The organism is Novosphingobium sp. Leaf2, from assembly GCF_001421325.1.
Lineage (GTDB): Bacteria > Pseudomonadota > Alphaproteobacteria > Sphingomonadales > Sphingomonadaceae > Novosphingobium.
Map to the genome: position 1 here is coordinate 110505 of NZ_LMJY01000012.1, position 14492 is coordinate 124996.

The 14492-nt window shown below is 64.6% G+C and carries 17 protein-coding genes; 11 read left to right on the plus strand and 6 right to left on the minus strand.

Annotated elements, in window-relative coordinates:
• The first annotated feature begins 10 nt into the window (after positions 1-10).
• The 3 genes from ASE49_RS07135 to ASE49_RS07145 are packed head-to-tail and all read left to right on the plus strand — an operon-like array spanning position 11 to position 1738.
• Positions 11-274 carry an acyl carrier protein gene (locus ASE49_RS07135; protein WP_056769818.1) on the plus strand — a complete coding sequence of 88 codons (264 nt, stop codon included), beginning with the start codon at positions 11-13 and terminating at the stop codon, positions 272-274.
• A 7-nt stretch (positions 275-281) separates the two neighbouring features.
• Complete coding sequence (locus ASE49_RS07140) at positions 282-956, plus strand: hypothetical protein (protein WP_056769822.1); 675 nt, start codon at positions 282-284, stop codon at positions 954-956.
• Positions 953-1738 (plus strand): hydrolase 1, exosortase A system-associated, encoded by a 786-nt coding sequence (locus tag ASE49_RS07145; RefSeq protein WP_056769825.1) that lies wholly within the window; start codon positions 953-955, stop codon positions 1736-1738. The genes ASE49_RS07140 and ASE49_RS07145 overlap by 4 nt, the downstream gene beginning before the upstream one ends.
• Positions 1739-1784: 46 nt before the next feature.
• Here the strand turns inward: ASE49_RS07145 and trxB are convergent, their stop codons facing one another.
• Both trxB and ASE49_RS07155 read right to left on the minus strand, forming a co-directional pair.
• On the minus strand, positions 1785-2756 hold the full coding sequence (trxB, locus tag ASE49_RS07150; protein ID WP_056769828.1) for a thioredoxin-disulfide reductase: 972 nt from the start codon (positions 2754-2756) through the stop codon (positions 1785-1787).
• A gap of 171 nt (positions 2757-2927) precedes the next feature.
• Positions 2928-3113, minus strand: coding sequence for a hypothetical protein (locus tag ASE49_RS07155; RefSeq protein ID WP_056769830.1), 186 nt, complete (start codon positions 3111-3113; stop codon positions 2928-2930).
• Between the two features lie 400 nt (positions 3114-3513).
• Here ASE49_RS07155 and ASE49_RS07160 point away from each other — a divergent pair, with 400 nt between their 5' ends.
• From ASE49_RS07160 to ASE49_RS07175, 4 genes are read left to right on the plus strand one after another with little or no spacing between them, the layout of a single operon-like run.
• Complete coding sequence (locus ASE49_RS07160) at positions 3514-3897, plus strand: winged helix-turn-helix domain-containing protein (protein WP_056769833.1); 384 nt, start codon at positions 3514-3516, stop codon at positions 3895-3897.
• A gap of 51 nt (positions 3898-3948) precedes the next feature.
• Positions 3949-4755, plus strand: a complete 807-nt coding sequence (gene modA / locus ASE49_RS07165; protein WP_056769837.1) for a molybdate ABC transporter substrate-binding protein — start codon at positions 3949-3951, stop codon at positions 4753-4755.
• An 8-nt stretch (positions 4756-4763) separates the two neighbouring features.
• Positions 4764-5465, plus strand: a complete 702-nt coding sequence (modB, locus tag ASE49_RS07170) for a molybdate ABC transporter permease subunit (protein ID WP_056769839.1) — start codon at positions 4764-4766, stop codon at positions 5463-5465.
• Positions 5455-6078, plus strand: a complete 624-nt coding sequence (locus ASE49_RS07175) for an ATP-binding cassette domain-containing protein (RefSeq protein WP_056769842.1) — start codon at positions 5455-5457, stop codon at positions 6076-6078. Before modB ends, ASE49_RS07175 begins: the two co-directional genes overlap by 11 nt.
• A gap of 49 nt (positions 6079-6127) precedes the next feature.
• Here ASE49_RS07175 and ASE49_RS07180 read toward each other — a convergent pair whose 3' ends face one another.
• From ASE49_RS07180 to ASE49_RS07190, 3 genes are read right to left on the minus strand one after another with little or no spacing between them, the layout of a single operon-like run.
• Entirely contained in the window at positions 6128-6790 is a 663-nt protein-coding gene (locus tag ASE49_RS07180) for a TadE/TadG family type IV pilus assembly protein (protein WP_056770919.1), read from the minus strand.
• Positions 6787-7371, minus strand: a complete 585-nt coding sequence (locus ASE49_RS07185) for a TadE/TadG family type IV pilus assembly protein (RefSeq protein WP_056770922.1) — start codon at positions 7369-7371, stop codon at positions 6787-6789. The genes ASE49_RS07180 and ASE49_RS07185 overlap by 4 nt, the downstream gene beginning before the upstream one ends.
• 8 nt (positions 7372-7379) lie before the next feature.
• A complete protein-coding gene (locus ASE49_RS07190) occupies positions 7380-9146 on the minus strand; it encodes a TadE/TadG family type IV pilus assembly protein (protein ID WP_056769845.1) in 1767 nt (588 codons plus the stop codon).
• A gap of 174 nt (positions 9147-9320) precedes the next feature.
• On the opposite strand from ASE49_RS07190, the gene ASE49_RS18155 reads away from it, so the two are divergent.
• The 4 genes from ASE49_RS18155 to ASE49_RS07205 all read left to right on the plus strand — a co-directional run bounded on the left by ASE49_RS18155 (position 9321) and on the right by ASE49_RS07205 (position 13788).
• Entirely contained in the window at positions 9321-9482 is a 162-nt protein-coding gene (locus ASE49_RS18155) for a hypothetical protein (protein ID WP_156370184.1), read from the plus strand.
• 134 nt (positions 9483-9616) lie between these two features.
• Positions 9617-10399 (plus strand): phosphoribosylaminoimidazolesuccinocarboxamide synthase, encoded by a 783-nt coding sequence (gene purC, locus ASE49_RS07195; RefSeq protein WP_056769848.1) that lies wholly within the window; start codon positions 9617-9619, stop codon positions 10397-10399.
• Positions 10400-10512: 113 nt separating this feature from the next.
• Positions 10513-10863: a hypothetical protein gene (locus ASE49_RS07200; RefSeq protein WP_056769850.1), complete on the plus strand. Its 351-nt coding sequence runs from the start codon at positions 10513-10515 to the stop codon at positions 10861-10863.
• Between the two features lie 111 nt (positions 10864-10974).
• Positions 10975-13788, plus strand: a complete 2814-nt coding sequence (locus tag ASE49_RS07205; protein ID WP_235522873.1) for a M16 family metallopeptidase — start codon at positions 10975-10977, stop codon at positions 13786-13788.
• Here the strand turns inward: ASE49_RS07205 and ASE49_RS07210 are convergent.
• Positions 13722-14462 (minus strand): HAD-IA family hydrolase, encoded by a 741-nt coding sequence (locus ASE49_RS07210; RefSeq protein ID WP_082456351.1) that lies wholly within the window; start codon positions 14460-14462, stop codon positions 13722-13724. The genes ASE49_RS07205 and ASE49_RS07210 overlap by 67 nt on opposite strands.
• Positions 14463-14492 lie beyond the last annotated feature (30 nt).

A 14492-nucleotide genomic window follows, 5' to 3' on the forward strand; every position in this document is an offset into this window, starting at 1 on the left:
TCGAGGGGCCATGTCAGACGAAACCGACCTTCAGCTGCGCCGCATCCTGACCGACGTGCTGGGGCTGCAGCCCGGCCAGGCGGACGATTTCGACGCTGACACCGGCCTGTTCGGCCACTTGCCGGAACTGGATTCGATGGCGGTGGCGGGGCTTTTGACCGAGATCGAGGACCGGCTCGACATCATGATCGACGATGACGAGATCGAAGGCGAAATGCTGGAAACGTATGGCGGCCTGCTTGCCTTCGTCGAAGGCAAGCGCGCCAACGCCTGATCCATCCATGACCCCGTCCAGCTGGCCCTGTCCACTGCCCGGCGGGGGTATTCGCGAAGAATACGCGCTGGTGTTCGACCGGCAGCGTGGCCCCCGTGTGCTGATCGTGCCGGCCCTGTTCGATGAGGGCAACCGGATGCGCCGCTTCACCGTGGAGGTCATGCGCCGCCTGGACCGTGCCGGTTGCGACAGCTTCCTGCCTGATTTTCCCGGCTGCAATGAAAGCCTCCAGCCGCTGGAGCATCAGGACCCGGCGGACTGGACGGATGCGATGGCGGCGGCGGCCCGGCACTTTGCCGCAAGCCATGCGCTGGGCATTCGCGGCGGTTGCCTGTTCACGCCGGAGCGCCTGACCGCCATGCATTACGCCCCGGTCAAAGCCGCCTCCATCCTGCGCCAGATGGTGCGCGCGCGCGTGCTTGCCAGCCGCGAAAGCGGGCATGAGGAGCGGCGTGAGGACATCACCACGCGCGCGATCGAACGAGGCATTACGCTGGCCGGCTATGCGCTGGGCGCAGACTTCTATCGCCACTTCGAGACGATGACCCCGCGCGACGATGCACAGATCATCGCGCAGGAACAGGTGGGCGGCAGTGGCCTGTGGCTGCGTGCGGAGCCTGATGAGAACGCGGGCCAGGCCGATGCGCTGGCCGCCATCGTCGCTGCGGCGATCACCGCATGACCCGCCGCCACATCACCTTTGCGTGCGCGGGCGACACGCTGGTCGGCACGCTGGACGCCGCGCCCGCGCGCACGGCGCTGCTGCTGGTTTCGGGCGGCAACGAAGTGAGGGCCGGTGCGTGGAACGGGCAGGCCCTGTTCGCCGCCCGCATCGCTGCGCGCGGATATCCGGTGCTGCGCTTCGACCGGCGCGGCGTGGGTGACAGCGAAGGCGCCAATCGTGGCTTCGAAGACGCGGGCGAGGATATCGCCGCTGCCTGCGCGGCCTTGCGGCAGGCATGTCCGCAAGTAACGCACGTGGTGGGCATGGGAAATTGCGACGCCGCCAGCGCGCTGATGCTGGCGCATGGTGCGGGGCTGGACGGGCTCGTTTTGTCCAACCCCTGGACGATCGAGGAGGACAGCGAAGATGCACCGGCCGAAGTGGTGCGCGATCACTATCGCCGCCGTCTTGCCGATCCCGCCGCAATCAGGCGGCTGCTGACCGGCAAAGTCTCTCCCCTTAAACTCGCCCGCAGCCTGCTGTCCATGCTGCGCCCATCCCCCGCCGCGCCCGATGGCCTGGCGGCGCGACTGGCGGCAGGGATAGCCGGGTTTTCAGGCCCGGTGCGCTTTCTCGTCGCGGGCCGTGATCGCACCGGCTTGGCGTTCCTGTCCCGCTGGGACAAGGACGACGCCCGCATTCACCGATTTGCCGACGCGACGCACAGCTACGTCGAACCCCATGCGCAGGACTGGCTGGTGGAACAGACGCTGACGGTGCTGTCCACTTTCAACGGGTAAGCCCGCGCCGCTTAAGACTGTCGGCGCCCCCGGGGCTACCTTCCGCTCAATACTGAACCGTCTCGGTCACGCCCGCGAAGTGCCGGGCGGCCAGATATCGTTCGGCATCCAGCGCGGCCATGCACCCGGTGCCCGCAGCGGTAATCGCCTGCCGGTATACGTGATCGGACACGTCCCCTGCGGCAAATACCCCCGGCACGTTGGTTTTGGGCGTGCCCGGCTCCACGATCAGATAGCCGGTATCGTCCATCTCCAGCTTGCCCTTGAACAGTTCCGTCGCCGGAGCATGGCCGATAGCCACGAACGCGCCTTCGGCCAGGATCTCGCTCTGCTCACCGGTTTCGGTGTCGATTACCGCCAATGCCCGCAGCGCGCCGTCCTCACCCGCCAGAAAACGATCGATCCGCTTGTTCCACACGACGGAGATCTTGGGGTGCGCGAACAGGCGATCCTGCAGGATCTTTTCCGAACGCAGCGAATCGCGGCGGTGGATCAGCACCACTTCTGTGGCGTGGTTGGTCAGGTATAGGGCTTCCTCGACCGCGGTGTTGCCACCGCCGATCACCACCACCCGCTTGCCGCGATAGAAGAACCCGTCGCACGTGGCGCAGGCGGACACGCCCTTGCCGGACAGTTCCTGTTCGCCGGGCACGCCCAGCCATTTGGCCTGCGCGCCGGTGGCGATCACAAGCGTGTCGCCTTCGTACACGTCGCCCGAATCGCCCTTGGCGGTGAATACGTCGCCGGAAAGATCGACATCGGTGATAGTGTCCCACATCATCCGCGTGCCGACATGGACGGCCTGCGCCTCCATCTCCTGCATCAGCCAAGGGCCCTGGATCACCTCGCGGAAGCCGGGATAGTTTTCGACGTCGGTGGTGATGGTCAACTGCCCGCCGGGCTGCAGGCCCTGCACCACAATCGGCTCCATCCCCGCGCGCGCGCCGTAAATGGCGGCGGACAGGCCGGCCGGGCCGGAGCCGATAATGAGCATGCGGGTTTTGTGCGTGGTCGCCATTTCAGCCTAACTCCGGCGTTGATTTCGTAGCCGCGAGATAGGGCTCACCATAACGTTTTGCAAAGCGACGCGCGCGCAGCGATTGTTTCATCCCCGCAATTCACGGTTTGCGCCGTGACGGACAAGCCGACGGTCACGCACCGGCGCAAGCGAAGCACGCCGCCATACCGCTCAGCTGAGCAGAAAATACCCCAGCGCCACCCAGCAGCACATGCACAGCAGGATCGCGGCGATCAGACCACGGCTATCATGTTCATCACTTTGCGTGCTCTTGCGCTGGGCTGCATAGACAATGCTTGCGGGCAAGCCGCCGGAAAATGTGTCAAACCGAACACTGTTGTTGTCTGCGACCTTCATACATCCATCCCTCTAGAACCGAACGATCGCGAACCCCTTGGCGGTGTTCGTCGTGTTCCGATCAATCCCAACGGTGTGCACCTTTTGGCGTCACGTCCCAGCTAAACGTCTTGCGCCATGTTTCCGGCAGCAACACGAATATTCCACAAGACATGGCGTATGTCACAACATTTTAAGTGACCGTTAAAATTTGCCTGTGGATTGCGATCAGCAGGTAAAATTTCCAGTATGGGTGGTGATTTTGATCATCGTTTTTACCGGAATATTGTGCACCGCAACAAAGCGTAGTGCGTAGATCATGCAACGTTACTTGTCGGGGCATAGTTTCCTCGGCGAGGCTGCTCGCTGGCGCACAGGCAGCGCCCTTGCCGTCGCCGCCATCGCCGCTTAGCGTGGCGCGATGATCCCGGCCCCGCATCTCAAGATCAAGATCCAGATCCATTGCGGCGATGAAATCGCAATGGGGCCGGGAAAGGCAGACCTTCTGGAAGCCATCGTCCACCACGGATCGATCTCGGCGGCGGCGCGGGCTATGGGCATGAGCTATCGCCGGGCCTGGCTGCTGGTGGACACCATGAACCGCTGCTGGAGTGCGCCGCTGGTGCATACCAGACCGGGCCGCTCCCCCGATGGCGGCGCGCAGCTTACCGCGATGGGCAAGCAGGTGCTGCTCCATTACCGGGCGTTGCAGGACGATATCGACCGGGCATCGCATGGGCCTGATCATACCGCGCTCGCACAATGTCTGCTGGCGAGCCCGAAACCCAGCCAGAAAGACGGGTAGCGTCTTTCGGTCTTTGCAATCCGCTGCAATCGATATACTGCCAGATACAGTATGATCAGCACATCCGTGCCCTTTCGCGCTGTCGCCCGCATTGCAACATGGCTGCTGCTTGCCCTGGGGTGCGCGCTTTCGCCAATCGCGGCCCAAGCCGCGCCCGAACGCCGCGCGCCGCTGGTGCTGGCCGCCGCCAGCCTGCAGGAATCGCTGAACGCCGCCGCCGATGCTTTCGCGGCGCGCGGTCATCCCCGGCCGCGCATATCGTTCGCCGCCTCCTCTGCGCTTGCCCGCCAGATTGAATCCGGTGCGCCAGCAGACCTGTTCCTCTCCGCCGATGAACAGTGGATGGACGCGCTGGCCGCCAAGCGCCTGCTGCGCCCTGGAACGCGGGTGTCGCTGCTGACCAACGCGCTGGTGCTGATCGCGCCGCAAGGCAGCCCCGTGCGCCTGCGCATCGCGCCGGGCATGCCGATCGCGCGGACGTTGGGATCGGGGCGGCGGCTGGCCGTGGCGGACCCCGCAGCCGTGCCCGCCGGCATCTACGCCAAACAGGCGCTGACCAGCTTGCGGGTATGGAACACCCTGAACGGGAAGCTCGCGCCGGCGGACAGCGTGCGCTCTGCCCTGGCACTGGTCAGCCGCCGGGCCGCGCCGCTGGGCATCGTTTATGCCACCGATGCACGGGCCGATCGCGGCGTGCGCGTGGTGGGCATCTTCCCGGCGTCTTCCCACGTGCCGATCCGTTACCCGCTGGCCACCCTTGCCGCGTCGCGCAACCCGGAAGGGGAAGCGTTCCGGCGGTTCCTCTCTTCGGCGCAAGGCAAGGCGATCTTCCGCCGGTTCGGGTTCGGCACGCGGTAATCGGAGCCTTGGCGTTACTCTCCGCGTCCGAGTGGGAAATCCTGGTGCTGTCCCTGAAGGTCAGCGCCGTGGCGATCGGCGCCAGCCTGCCGGTAGCCTTCGCCTTCGCGTGGGTGCTGGCCCGCTGGCGCTTTCCCGGCAAAGTGCTGCTGGACGCGCTGGTGCATCTGCCGCTGGTGCTGCCCCCGGTGGTGACCGGCTGGCTGCTTCTGCTGGCCTTCGCCACGGACGCGCCGCTGGGCCGGTTCCTGAACAATACGCTGGGCCTGACGTTCCTGTTCCGCTGGACCGGCGCGGCGCTGGCTGCCGCCGTCATGGCGCTGCCGCTGATGGTGCGCGCGATGCGGCTTTCGATCGAAAACGTCGATCCCCGGCTGGAGCAGGCCGCCCGCACGCTGGGCGCTGGGCGCTGGCGCACGTTCACCGCGATCACCCTGCCGCTGTGCGCCAATGGCATTTTCGCCGCGCTGGTGCTGGGCTTCGCGCGCTCTATCGGGGAGTTCGGCGCTACGATCACGTTTGCGTCCAACATTCCGGGCGAAACGCAAACGCTGCCACTGGCGATCTACAGCGCGCTGCAGGTGCCCGGCGCGGAAGGGCAGGTTACGCGGCTGGCCGTATTGTCCGTGCTGCTTTCGCTGGGCGCGCTGGTGCTGTCGGAATGGCTGGTGCGGCGCAGCGGGCAGGACAAGGGCCGCCATGTCGTTTGACGTGACCCTGACGCTGACGCGCGGTGCGCGGCAACTGGCCTACGCGTTTACCGCCGGGCCGGGGCTGACGGCGCTGTTCGGCCCATCTGGCGCGGGCAAGACCAGCCTGCTGGATGCGGTGGCCGGGCTGCTGCGTCCCGCCGCCGGGCGCATCGTGGTGAACGGCCAGACCCTGTTCGATTCCGGCGCGCGCATCGACCTGCGCCCCGAACAACGCGCGTGCGGCTATGTGTTTCAGGACCTGCGGCTGTTTCCGCACCGCACCGTGGAGCAGAATCTTCGGTTCGGCGCGAAGCGCGCACACGGCGCAGATACTGCGCTGGGCTGGGAACATGTCCTTGAACTGCTGGGGATCGAACGCCTGCTGGACCGCATGCCCGCCACGCTTTCGGGCGGCGAGGCGCAGCGCGTGGCGATCGGGCGGGCGCTGCTATCCGGGCCGCGCTTCCTGCTGCTGGACGAGCCGCTCGCCTCGGTCGACGCGGCACGGCGCGAGGAGATCCTGCGCCTGATCGAGCGCATCCGCGACGAACTTGCCCTGCCCATCCTCTACGTCAGCCACGACCGCGCGGAAGTGGAGCAGCTGGCGCATACCATCGTGCCGGTGGGGTGAGAGTTTAGCCAGCGCGCTCTTAAGGCCGGGCCTTACAGTCCGGTGCGTATCAAGTGCACTGCGATTGGGAAGCACTGGTGCCCGGTGTAACGCCCGGCCCGGTGCTGGCGCCCAGGTTGCGATCGTCACGGATCATGTACGCGGCTTCGCGGCGGAATACCGTCTTGTTGACGAACATCGATCCGAATAGCGGCTGGTAGGTGTAGAACACTTCCACATACATCACAGCCGAGTTCGGGTTCGCGGTGACCACCGGGTTGCCCATCCCTGCCAGCGTCGCGCCGGTCAGGCCGGTGCCGGCGGGTCCGTATTGCGATTTTGTCACCAGGCTGCCGCGGCAACGCTGCCAATGAATGAACTGCCGCCCGGTGGCGCTGTCGCGCTCCAGGCTGGAGAGGATCATCCGCCCGTTGGCTGCAAAGTTGAAGCTTTGCCCTTGCACCAGCGCGCCGGACATTACCGAATCGATCTGCGATTCGTTGACCGTAGGCGTGACCGCGCTGTTGTCCGTTTGGCCTAGACGCGAGGCGTTGTCTGCCAGCAGGGACGCCATCTGGCCCACCTGCATGTTCACCACCGCCATATAAGCCACTTCAGTGCCGTAGAAGCCAAGCGTCACCAGGATCGGCAGGATCAGTGCAAACTCCATGAACGAAACGCCGCGCGTATCGTCGCGCAGCCGGCCTGCGAGCAAGGCGATCCGCGCGATCATTTGCATACGCCGGCCGTCGTACCGTATTTCGCCTGCAGCGCGAAGGGCTGGTTCTTGTGCACGACACTGGCGGTAATAGTGCGCGGCTTGTTGCCACTGCTCATGAAGGGAATGTAGAACACCGGCGTGTAGGTGACGGTTACGGTATACAGCACCACATCGTTCGCGCCGCCGTTGGTGGAACTGCCGATATCGGCGTCCCATTGCCCATTGCCGTTTTCATCCGTGTACGTTTCTGAATTGTCGCACTTGCCGTCTCCGTCTTTGTCGTTCCACGCTTCGGGGCGCTTGATATCGGTAAAATCGTAATAACTCATGCGCTTGCCGACCACCGTAGCCCCAGGCGCCACGGTGCGCACGATATTGCTGACGTACGTATCAGCCTGGGTGGTGTCTGCCCCTTCGAGCGAATCGTTACGGGCTACCTGCTGGACCGCGCCGTGCAGGATCGCGGTGAGATAGGCCATGTGGCCCATGTCCCAGATGCCCAGCAGCATGACGAGCAGCACGGGCGCCGCGATCGCGAATTCTATCACTGCCGAACCGCGCCGGTCCTGTCGCAGGCGATGCAGGAAACGCACGGCCCCCCTCACTGCGTCACCCGCAGTTCGCCCACTTGCTTGGCGATTTCCTGGAACGCGGCATCAAGGTCAGACGCGCTGTTGGCCGTGAACGAACTGCTGTCCGACGCGCAATTCTGCAGGTCGCTGCTCAAGGTGGAGGTGAATGCGATCACCCACACGCGGATGCCCTTGGCCTTGATCTGCTGGCAGGTGGCCAGAAAGCGCTGGGTATGGCGCGCGGCATCGTTGGTGCTGCCATCGGTAGTGACGCGCCGGTCCCAGTATTCCATCCCCCAGGCCTGGGGGATGTAAGAGTTGGGCTCCATGAAACCGTCGGTCATGAAGATGATGTGGCGGGCCACCTCACCGCCATTCGCGGGATCGGTGTTGACCAGCGGCGCCCACATGCCCTGCGGGGACATCAGGCGCCCGCCCCAGATCATGCCAATGTCCAGATACGTCGCGCCATTGGAATACAGCGAATCCGCGTAAGCGTTGAAATCGCTTTGCGACATCGTGGCAAGCTGCCGCGCGGCGACCGGGCAATATGTACCGCCAAGCGTGCCGTTGGTGGTCGTCGCAGTCGTGTAGTTGCCCGAGTTGTTCCAGCGCCGATAGGAAATGTCCGGCCACAGCGGCGCCCACTTGGTCGTGTTGTCGGATACGTTAGGGGCGTTATCCAGATCGAGATCGAGGGCGCTACTGGGGGTGATGCCGTTTGTTGCCGAGTAGGTGAAAGTTGATTGCGCCACCGTGGCGCGCTCCTGGATGCAGCCGCCCCAGGTGGAGGACTGGTTCGCACCGTACAATCCCGTGGGTGTGTTCACCGCACTGAAGTTCTTGAAACTGCTCGTATCATACGTCACCGGATGATAGCGGATGATGTAAGGGCGGGTAATGGTGCGCTGGTAGATGTAATACGTGCCGAAGTTTGATCGACAGGCATAGTCGATCATCGTCTGCTGCTTGGTCGCGCCCGATCCGCTGTCCGTAAACGCGGTATCGGCCGGCACATTGCCGCCGCATGAGCTATTGGAATAAGCTTTGGTGGAATACAGCGTCCATCCGGAAGCACTGTCGTTAGATCCCGAATCGTCAGCCTCGTATGCGCGAGACTGATAAGTATAGGAATCCACGATGTAGCGCGGGTCGATCGCGGTGACCAACCTGCCTACATTTACGGTGGAGGTGAACGGCACGAACCCGTAGCGGATACGCGCGTTGCTCGCCGCTGTGGCGTTGGCGATCGTGGTGTAGAAATTCTTCATCGCCGCGCGCAGGGCCTGGATACGGGTCTGAGTGCTGCCATCCAGCGGGGTGTCCATCGATCCGGTGTTGTCCAGCACCATCATCACGTCGGAATTGCCCACCCCCATCGAGCTGGTGCAGGTGGCAGTGATAGTGAACGTGTTCTTGCCGAACACCCGCATGATCAGGGTGTCGAGCAAGGTGGACGCCGTGCCGTTGACCGTCTGCCCGTTGTCCGGCGAACTGGTGGTGAAAGTGGTGGACCTGACGCTCTGCGCCTGATTGCTGAAGTTGGTGTTGAAGTAGTTGGTCGCGGCGGTCTGCGCGGCGGTGTCATAGCCGTTGGTGGTCACTGTGCGCCGACCGGCCAGCACCGCGGCGTCGCACGCGGACTGCAACTGCTCGGTGGTCAGGTAATCGCGGCTCATGTCCACGCCCGACCCGATGACCACCAGGCCGATCATCATCCCGATCGCCGCGATCGGCAGGACGTTACCCGCACGATCGCGCAAGAGCCGGCTCAGGAATGGACGTGCGTTAGGCATGTGTAAACCAGGCTCGCTCTTGGAAATACCCCGATAATGCTCCCCGCTTACCAGCAATGTCTTAAGGAAGTTTTCTTCGCATGCGCTGATGTGCCTGCGGATCAGGGGGAAGGAACCGGCAGGCCAGTCCGTGCATTAAGAGCGCCGAGAACGTCGAACACACGGGGAACGGCCATGGCCTTGTCACAAGATCGGAACGAAGGGATGCGCCGCAGCTGGCAGGCACGTCCCGCGCTCGACCCCACGCTGCGCCGCGCGATCTATGGCAAGATCCGTCCGATGGACCAGCCTGGGATCCTGCCCGGACTGCTCCATCGCCTGCTTGGGCGCCACTAACCCCCGCTTAACCCGCCGCTAACGACACCCCGCGCGTTTGCTTTTGACCCCGCTTGCACTATATGCCCGGTCCAATGCTCTGGCCGCTGCAGTCGCCAGGCTCGCTATTTCGATCGTTTCAAGGACCAACGCGCATGTCCCGTCGCCGCCAGATCTACGAAGGCAAGGCCAAGATCCTGTACGAAGGCCCCGAACCGGGCACCCTGATCCAGTACTTCAAGGATGACGCCACCGCCTTCAATGCCCAGAAAAAGGGCACGATTCAGGGCAAGGGCGTGATCAACAACCGGATCAGCGAGTATGTATTCACCCGCCTGAACCACATCGGCGTGCCCAACCACTTCATCCGCCGGCTCAACATGCGCGAGCAGCTGGTGCGCCAGGTGGAAATCATCCCGATCGAAGTCGTGGTGCGCAACGTGGCAGCAGGCTCGATCTCCAAGCGCCTGGGCATTCCCGAAGGCGAGATGCTGCCGCACACCTTGATCGAGTATTACTACAAAGACGACGCGCTAGGCGATCCGCTGGTGGCCGAAGAGCACATTGCCTGCTTCGGTTGGGCCAACAACGACGAGATGCAGGACATCGCCGCCATGGCGATCCGCGTGAACGATTTCATGGCCGGCATGTTCGCCGCGATCAACATCCGCCTGGTGGACTTCAAGCTGGAATTCGGCCGCATCTGGGACGGTGATTACAGCCGCGTGATCCTTGCCGACGAAATCAGCCCGGACGGCTGCCGTCTGTGGGACATGACCACCGGCGAAAAGCTCGACAAGGACCGCTTCCGCCGCGATCTGGGCGGTGAGGAAGAAGCCTATCAGGAAGTCGCCCGTAGGCTTGGCCTGCTGCAGGACGATTCCAACCCCAGCGAAGTGCTGGACTTGTCCAAGCATCGCAAGCTGCGCGGCAAGTAACCGCTGCGAATTCCGAACAAGGCGGGCATGGCAATCGCCCCGCCTTGTTCTGACTGCAACGACGGACGGCCACGATCACGGATCGATGCAGGATCTTTAGGAATTGGAGCGCAATGTCATCGGACGGCGCCGCGCTCTGCAAGGTTGTTCAGCGCAGGCGGGGCAATGGGGCGGCGGCTTGTGGCGGCGACGATTCTGCCAGTTCCGTGCAAAGCCCCAGCTGCATTGCCGACCCGGCGGAAACCAATGGCCCTTACCCGGCTGACGGCGCCAACACAGCCAGCGAAGCGACATCAAACGTCCTGGCCGTCAGTGGCATTGTGGGCAGTAATATCCGGTCAAGCTTTATCAATTCGACCACCACAGCCGACGGGGTGCCGCTCGCGCTCACGCTACAGTTGGTCAACGTGACCAACAGCTGCGCGCCGATCGCGGGCGTTGCGGTGATCGGCATCGCTGCCTGAAGGCTGTCCACGGCAGCGGGGCGGTTCGTCGCGCCGGCCCCTTGCCACCGCGTGCCAACACCGGCACTGCGATGGACGATGAGAGGTTATCCGATAGCGCTTTTCCTTGCCATGACAGCGATGCCGCTGGCGGCGAAGGACAGCACCCGCACCCCGCCGCCGCGCAACGACACATCGTGGGCGTTCGAGCGCAGCGACCTCCCGGTGGACACCGCCTTCCGGTTCGGACGCCTGCCCAACGGCATGCGCTACATCATCCGCCGCAACGCCACACCAGCGGGCACCGGCATGGTGCGGCTCGACGTCGACGCCGGCTCGCTCAATGAACGCTCTGCCGAGCAAGGCTACGCGCACTTTATCGAGCATATGGCCTTCAACGGGTCCGCCCGCGTACCGGAAGGCCAGATGGTAGCGCTGCTGGAACGCGAAGGGCTGGCCTTTGGCGCAGACACCAACGCATCCACCGGGTTCGATCGCACCCTCTACAAGCTAGACCTGCCGCGCAACGAAACCGCCTTGCTGGACACCGCATTGATGCTGATGCGCGAAACCGCCAGCAACCTCACAATCGCGCCGCAAGCCGTCGCGCGCGAACGCGGCGTGGTGCTGGCCGAAATGCGTGACCGCAATTCCTGGGCACTGCGCAACGCCATTGACGCCACCGGATTCTTCTATCCCGGCGCGCTATACGCCCAGCGCTTTCCCATCGGCACCACCGCCACCCTGGATGCCGCCACCGCCGCGTCCCTGCGCGCGTTCTACGCCCGCGAATACGTGCCGGCCAATGTCACCCTTGTCGTGGTGGGAGACTTCGATCCCGCTGCGGTGGAGGCGGCCATCGTGCGGCATTTCAACGACTGGCAAGCCCCGCCACCCCCGCCCCAGCCAGACGCTGGACCCGTCAACCCAAAGGATCGCAACCGCGCCGAAATCTACCTCGATCCCGCCTTGTCCGAACGCATCACCGTGCAGCGCAACGGCAAATGGATGGACGAACCTGACAGCGTGGCCCAGCGCCGCGAAGCGCTGCGGCGCTCCGTGGGGTACGCTATCGTCAACCGGCGCCTGCAGCGCATTGCCCGCAGCGCCGAGCCGCCGTTTCGCGGCGCAGGCTTCGGCACCGGCGATGTGTTCGAGACCGCACGTTCCACCCGCCTCATCATCGATGCCATCGACGGCAAGTGGCGGATGGCGATGGATGCCGCTGGCAGCACCTATCGCCGCGCGCTGGCCGAGGGTTTCACCGCTGCCGAAGTGGCTGAGCAGGTGGCGCAGCTGCGCACCGCCATCACCAATGCCGCCGCATCTGCCGGTACGCGCAGCAATGCCGCGCTGACCCACCTGGCGCTATCGCTGGTGGATGACCGCATGGTGCCCACTACGCCACGATCGGCGCTGGAACGGTTCGAGGCTGTCGCGCCGCAGATCACGCCCAATGCTGTGATGGCCGCGATGAAGCGCGAGGCGATCAAGCTCGACAAGCCACTGATCCGGTTCGAGGGGCGCAAGGCCCCCGAAGGCGGCGCGCCGGCGCTGCAAACGGCGTGGCGCGCGGTAGTGCATGCACCCCTCACCGCAGAAGGGCAAAGCGCCACGACCGCCTTCGCCTACACCGATTTCGGGGCGCCGGGCCGGGTGGTGAGCGACGTGCGCCGCAGCGATTTCGGCATCCGCGAGATCCGCTTCGCCAACGGCTTAATGCTCAACCTCAAGAAAACCGATCTGGAGCAGGACCGCGTGCGCGTCAGCCTGGCGATCGACGGCGGCGACATGCTGGATACCCGCGCCAATCCCCACGCGGTGCAGATGGTGCCGAACCTGGACGACGGCGGGCTGGGCAAGCACAGCCGCGACGATCTGGACACGATCCTGGCCGGACGCAGCGTCAGCCTTGGGCTCAGAAGCGGCGAGGAGACATTCGACGCGCGCGCCGCCACCACTCCCCGCGATCTGGAAATCCAGCTGCAATTGCTGGCCGCGCTGATCAGCGATCCGGGCTATCGGCCCGAGGGCGAGGTGCGGTATCGCCAGGCCATTAACAACTACTTCGCGCAGCTTGATGCTACGCCCGCCTCGGCGCTTCAGGCGCGCCTTGGCGGCATCCTGAGCGACGAGGACCCGCGCTTCTCTCTGGGCAAGCTGGAGGACTATCGCCAGCTCACGTATGCGGGCCTCAAGCGCGACATCGGCGACCGGCTGGTCCACGGCGCGATCGAGATCAGCATCGTCGGCGACATCGACGAGGATGCCACGATCGCCCTTGTTGCCCGCACCTTCGGCGCGCTGCCCGCGCGTGAGGCGGCGTTCCGGGATCATCCCGAACAACCGCCGCGCGTGTTTACCGCCGACCGAAGGCCCCGCGTGATCCGTCACAGCGGCCCGGCAGATCAGGCCTTGCTGCGGATCGTGTGGCCCACGCGCGACGACGCGGATGCCACCGAAGCGCTGCGGCTGGAACTGCTGCAGGAAGTAACGGGCATCGAACTGACCGATCAGCTGCGCGAAACATTGGGCAAGGCCTATTCGCCCGGTGCCGCCAGTTACCTGTCGCACGCATGGAAGGGCTACGGCTATTTCCTCGTCAACGCCTCGGTAGACGTTGCGCAAGTGCCCGCCACGCGCGCTGCGATCAGGGAGGTCGTGACCGACTTGCGCGCCGCACCGGTCAGCGCTGACATACTGCTGCGCGCCCGCCAGCCGATGATCGAGCGGCTGCAGAATGCGCTGAAAGGCAACGGGGGCTGGATGAACCTCACCGCCCGCGCCCAATCGCAGCCCGACCGGATCGCGCGATTCGCAAACGCCCGCGCGCAGCTGTTGGCGATGACCGCCGCCGACGTGCAGCAGGCAGCGCGGCGCTATCTGGCGCCCGACGCGGGGCTCGAAGTGCTGGTGCTGGCAAAGGACGTGCCCGAACCGCGCTGAGCGCCCAGCCTTTCCAGCGCGGGGATCAATTCGTCGAAATGATCGATCACCGCCTCTGCGCCCAGGTCCGCGATCGGCTTGTCGTTAAAGCCGAAACTGACCGCCACGCACGGCAGTCCCGCTGCCCTTGCGGCGCGCGTGTCATAGGTGGTGTCGCCAACATAGGCCGCCCTGCCCGCACCGCAGCGCTCCAGCATCAGGTTGAGGAGATCGGGCTGCGGCTTGGCGCGTCCCGGCCCCAGCGTGTCGCCGCCGATCACGGTGACGAAGCGGTCGGTCAAACCCAGCTGGTGGAATATCGCGCGGGCGAATCGCTCCAGCTTGTTGGTGACGACCGCGATCTTCACCCCCCGCGCGGCCAGGCCATTGAGCATCGCTTCGCCGCCCGGATAGAGCCGCGTCTCGACCGCGATATGTGCTTCGTAATAGCCAAGCAGCGCATCATGCAGTTGTTCGAGCCGCGTGTTCTCAACAGGCCCGCCAGTAGCGGCCAGCGCCTTGGCCAGCATCTTGCGCGCGCCAGCCCCGACGAAATGGCGCACTTCGTCGGTCGAGACGTGTCGCCGCCCTTCCATCGCCAGCGCATGGTTCACCGCGTTGCCAAGGTCGCCCGCGCTGTCGACCAAGGTGCCGTCGAGGTCGAAACCCACAATCTGGAAAGGAAATTCGCTCATGCGCGAAGCCCTGACCGCTTGTAGTGGAAA

Bases quoted from the DNA above. Each gene is read 5' to 3' on its own strand.
- ASE49_RS07135 (WP_056769818.1), top strand. From the start codon at position 11: ATGTCAGACGAAACCGACCTTCAGCTGCGCCGCATCCTGACCGACGTG.
- ASE49_RS07140 (WP_056769822.1), top strand. From the start codon at position 282: ATGACCCCGTCCAGCTGGCCCTGTCCACTGCCCGGCGGGGGTATTCGC.
- ASE49_RS07145 (WP_056769825.1), top strand. From the start codon at position 953: ATGACCCGCCGCCACATCACCTTTGCGTGCGCGGGCGACACGCTGGTC.
- trxB (WP_056769828.1), bottom strand. From the start codon at position 2,756: ATGGCGACCACGCACAAAACCCGCATGCTCATTATCGGCTCCGGCCCG.
- ASE49_RS07155 (WP_056769830.1), bottom strand. From the start codon at position 3,113: ATGAAGGTCGCAGACAACAACAGTGTTCGGTTTGACACATTTTCCGGC.
- ASE49_RS07160 (WP_056769833.1), top strand. From the start codon at position 3,514: ATGATCCCGGCCCCGCATCTCAAGATCAAGATCCAGATCCATTGCGGC.
- modA (WP_056769837.1), top strand. From the start codon at position 3,949: ATGATCAGCACATCCGTGCCCTTTCGCGCTGTCGCCCGCATTGCAACA.
- ASE49_RS07175 (WP_056769842.1), top strand. From the start codon at position 5,455: ATGTCGTTTGACGTGACCCTGACGCTGACGCGCGGTGCGCGGCAACTG.
- ASE49_RS07180 (WP_056770919.1), bottom strand. From the start codon at position 6,790: ATGATCGCGCGGATCGCCTTGCTCGCAGGCCGGCTGCGCGACGATACG.
- ASE49_RS07190 (WP_056769845.1), bottom strand. From the start codon at position 9,146: ATGCCTAACGCACGTCCATTCCTGAGCCGGCTCTTGCGCGATCGTGCG.
- ASE49_RS18155 (WP_156370184.1), top strand. From the start codon at position 9,321: ATGGCCTTGTCACAAGATCGGAACGAAGGGATGCGCCGCAGCTGGCAG.
- purC (WP_056769848.1), top strand. From the start codon at position 9,617: ATGTCCCGTCGCCGCCAGATCTACGAAGGCAAGGCCAAGATCCTGTAC.
- ASE49_RS07200 (WP_056769850.1), top strand. From the start codon at position 10,513: ATGTCATCGGACGGCGCCGCGCTCTGCAAGGTTGTTCAGCGCAGGCGG.
- ASE49_RS07205 (WP_235522873.1), top strand. From the start codon at position 10,975: ATGACAGCGATGCCGCTGGCGGCGAAGGACAGCACCCGCACCCCGCCG.
- ASE49_RS07210 (WP_082456351.1), bottom strand. From the start codon at position 14,462: ATGAGCGAATTTCCTTTCCAGATTGTGGGTTTCGACCTCGACGGCACC.